This window comes from Streptomyces sp. rh34, from assembly GCF_002551245.1.
Taxonomy (GTDB): domain Bacteria; phylum Actinomycetota; class Actinomycetes; order Streptomycetales; family Streptomycetaceae; genus Streptomyces.
Window position 1 is genome coordinate 1 of record NZ_NTGZ01000425.1, and the last position, 3,616, is coordinate 3,616.

Genomic DNA, 3,616 nt, shown 5'->3' on the forward strand with positions numbered 1-3,616 from the left:
GCAGCGGGGTGTCGGGCGGCAGCGGGCCCACCGGCGGGTCGGCGCCGCGCAGGACGTCGTCCACCACTTCGACGACGGCGAGGTCGGCGAATCCGGGCACCAGGGCGTCGGCGAAGGCCCGGCAGGTGGCGGCGACGTCGAGGGAGCCGCCGACGGCGTCCCGCACGGCGGCGAGCGCGGCCTCCCGGGCGCGGGCCCGTTCCCGCTCGGTGACGTCGACGATCGCGGTCAGCAGGCCGAGGGCGGGTGCGTCGGGGCCGCCGGGGCCGTCGAGGCGGTAGGCGGAGACCAGGAACTCCCGGTCGCCGGGGATCTCGCGCAGCCGGCCGCGCACGAGGCGGTCGCGCACCGCGCCCTCGCCCGCGAGCACCCGCTTCAGGAGCTGCTCGGCGCCGTCCGGGTCGTCGAGCCGGAAGGCCTCGGTGAGCCGGCGGCCGATGTACTCCCCGATCTCGACGCCGTCGACGAGCGAGTTGGCCCGGGCCAGCCGGAGCTGCGGGTCGAGCACGACCAGGCCGACGGCCGACTGGCTGAACAGCGTCGCCAGCAGGGCCTCGTCCAGCTGGTCCGGCCCGCCCGGGGGCGTTCCGGGCCCGGCCCGGGTCTCGGCGTCCGCCACGGCTCCACCCACCCTCCGGCTCCGGCGCACCGGTGCACCGGTGCCGGCACGCGCCGGACCAGCATCACCCGCCGCACCGTGCCCGGCCACCGGTGGAGGGCAGAGGCGTGAACGGGGAAGCCGGTGTGGCCGGGGGCGGCAACCCCATCGGGCTGTCTTGGCCGTCGCCGCGCTCGGCGAACCCCCTCGGGTCAGTATCCCGGCGCGCGCAGGGAGCGCAGTACGTGGTCCACCAGGGCGGCGATCGTCTCCTCGTCCTGGACGGGCTTGCGCAGCACGTGGCGGTAGTAGACGGGCCCGTACAGCATCTCCACGGCCAGCGGGAGGTCCGCGCCGGGCGGGATCTGGCCCTGTTCCTGGGCGCTGCGCAGTCGGCCGATCGCCTCCTCGACGCGCGGGTCGACCAGTTCCTCCCGCAGTCGCTGGGCCAGGAGGTCGTCGTGGTGCAGCTCGGAGAGGATGCCCGCGTAGGCGGGGCCGAACGGCGGGACCGAGAGCAGTCTCACCGCGCCGGCGACATGGGCGCGCAGGTCGGTGCCGATGTCGCCGGTGTCCACGAACGGGGTGGCGTCGATCAGGGCGTCCGTGAACGCCTCCAGCAGCACCGCGCCCTTCGACGGCCACCAGCGGTAGATCGTCTTCTTGCTGACCCCGGCACCGGCCGCGATGGCCTCTATCGTGACGTGCCCGTACCCCCGCTCCGTACAGAGATCGAGAGCGGACCGCAGGATCGCGCGGCGTGACCGTTCGCTACGGCGCACGCTGCTCGGCGATGTGATCATTCGGTGAGCATAGGTGGATTCCAGCCAATCTCTTATTGACAGCTCGTCGCCAAAGGCCGAACAATACCCAGGCGGAAACGGAACGTACCGTGTCGTGTCGTGTCGTTCCCCTTGTCCGCACCGTTCGTGCCGTTCGTGCCGCGACGAGCCGATCGGGGGACGGCTCGCCCGGCCGACGGCGCGGACGGCCTCCCGCAGATCCGATCCGGTCGGCGGACACGCCCTCTCCGGGGCCCGCCTCCCGGTACGCGGTCCTCCACTACTTCTACGGCCTCCGCGTCCGCTCCCGGATCGCCGCTCAGGCCGTGATGTCCTTGGCCGTGAAGCGCGCCCAGGCCGCCGAGCCGAACACCGCGACGTACAGCCCCTGCAGTTGGAAGTTCTTGATCAGGTCGTCCCAGTAAACGGGTTCGCGCAGGACGTCCGCGAAGGACGGCCAGTAGTGCGCGAACAGATACGGGTGCACGCCGCTCAGCTGCGGGATGCTGCCCAGGATCTGCACCGTGATCAGCAGCCCGACCGTGGCGGCCATCGCCCCGATCCCGCTGCCGGTCAGCGTCGAGACGAACAGCCCGAGCGCGGCGAACCCCGTCAGCGAGACCGCGACGACCAGCGCCGTCAGTGCCGCCCGCACCAGCCCTTCGCCGAAGCTGATCCGGGTCCCGGAGATCGTGGTGACCTCGCCCACCGGGAACAGCAGCGCACCCACGGCCAGCGCCGATGCCGCCACGACCAGGGTCGCGACCAGGCAGAAGGCGAGGACGGAGGCGTACTTCACGAGCAGCAGCCGGGTCCGGCCCGCCGGGGCGACCAGCAGATAGCGCAGGGTGCCGCTGCTCGCCTCGCCCGCGATCGCGTCGCCCGCGACGACGCCGACGGCCATCGGCAGGAAGACCGGCAGCGTCGCGGCGAGGGCGGCGAAGACGAGGAAGAGGCCGTTGTTGGTGACCTGGGCGAGGAACGCCGGGCCCGCCCCGCCGTCCGGGCCGCCCGACCCGCCACCGCCGCCGCCCGTCTCGATCCGCACCGCGATCCCGATGAGTACGGGTACGGCGGCGAGCACGCCGAGCAGGGCGAAGGTCCGGTGACGGCGGAGCAGCGTGGTGATCTCGGACCGGAGGAGGCCCAGCGTCCACAACGGAGTGCGCGGACGCACCGGGTCCCCGCGATCCGCCGGATCGCGGGATGCCGCCTTCTCGGCCTGCGGCGCCGTCTCAGCCTGCGACATCGAATCCCTCTCCCGTGAGTGCGACGAAGGCGTCCTCCAGCGAGCCCCGCTCGACGCCGAAGAACCGTACCCGTACCCCGCCGGACACCAGCGCCGCGTTGAGGTCGGCGAGGTCCACGGCGGCGGGCGGGGCGTCGGCGGTGAGCCGGTCGCCGTCGGTGCTCAGGCCGGTGAGTCCGTGCTCCCGGAGGATACGGGCGGCGTCCCCGGGGTCGGGGGTGGTGACGGCGAGCCGGCCCCGGGCCCCCGCGGCGAGGTCGGCGACCGGGCCCTGGACGATCAGCCGGCCCCGGGCCATCACCGCGGCGTGGGTGCAGACCTGCTCGATCTCGTCCAGCAGATGGGAGGAGAGGAACACCGTGGTGCCCTCGGCGGCCAGCTCCCGGACCAGGGAACGGATCTCGCGCATGCCCTGCGGGTCGAGGCCGTTGGTCGGCTCGTCCAGGACCAGCAGCCGGCGCGGCCGGAGCAGGGCGGCGGCGAGCCCGAGGCGCTGCTTCATGCCGAGGGAGTACGCCTTGGCCTTCTTCCCGGAGGCCGCGGCGAGCCCGACCCGCGCCAGGGCCTCGTCGACGCGGGCCCGGCGGGTGCGCGGGTCGGCGGTGGGGTCGGCCCGGTCGTAGCGCAGGAGGTTGTCGCGGCCGTTCAGGAAGCCGTACAGCGCGGGCCCCTCGATCAGCGCGCCGACCTCCGGCAGCACCGTGCGGGCGGCGCCCGGCATCGGGCGGCCGAGCACCTCGGCGGTGCCGGACGTGGGGTCGATGAGGCCCATCAGCATCCGGATCGTCGTGGTCTTCCCGGAGCCGTTGGGGCCGAGGAAGCCGAAGACGCTGCCGCCGGGCACGGTCAGGTCGAGGCCGTCCACGGCGAGCTGGCCGCCCCGGTAGCGCTTGGTCAGACCACGGGTGCGAATGACCGGACCGGTCTCCTCCACACCCGCGGCGCCCGACGTGCCGGCGGTGTCCGGCGTACCCGCGGCGCCCGCCG

Annotated in this window: 4 protein-coding genes; all 4 read right to left on the bottom strand. The window is 74.0% G+C overall.

Annotated features, from left to right (window positions below):
• Positions 1 to 619 (bottom strand): PAS domain-containing protein (locus CR470_RS36590; protein WP_179892502.1); only part of this gene is annotated, 619 nt, incomplete at its 3' end.
• Positions 620 to 810: 191 nt separating this feature from the next.
• Entirely contained in the window at positions 811 to 1,401 is a 591-nt protein-coding gene (locus CR470_RS36595; RefSeq protein ID WP_097871965.1) for a TetR/AcrR family transcriptional regulator, read from the bottom strand.
• A gap of 298 nt (positions 1,402 to 1,699) precedes the next feature.
• The gene (locus CR470_RS36600) at positions 1,700 to 2,629 is read right to left on the bottom strand and encodes an ABC transporter permease (protein ID WP_097871967.1); all 930 of its coding nucleotides are present in this window, start codon (positions 2,627 to 2,629) and stop codon (positions 1,700 to 1,702) included.
• On the bottom strand, positions 2,616 to 3,616 hold a 1,001-nt coding region (locus tag CR470_RS36605; RefSeq protein ID WP_373561470.1), incomplete at its 5' end, for an ABC transporter ATP-binding protein. The genes CR470_RS36600 and CR470_RS36605, both read right to left, overlap by 14 nt.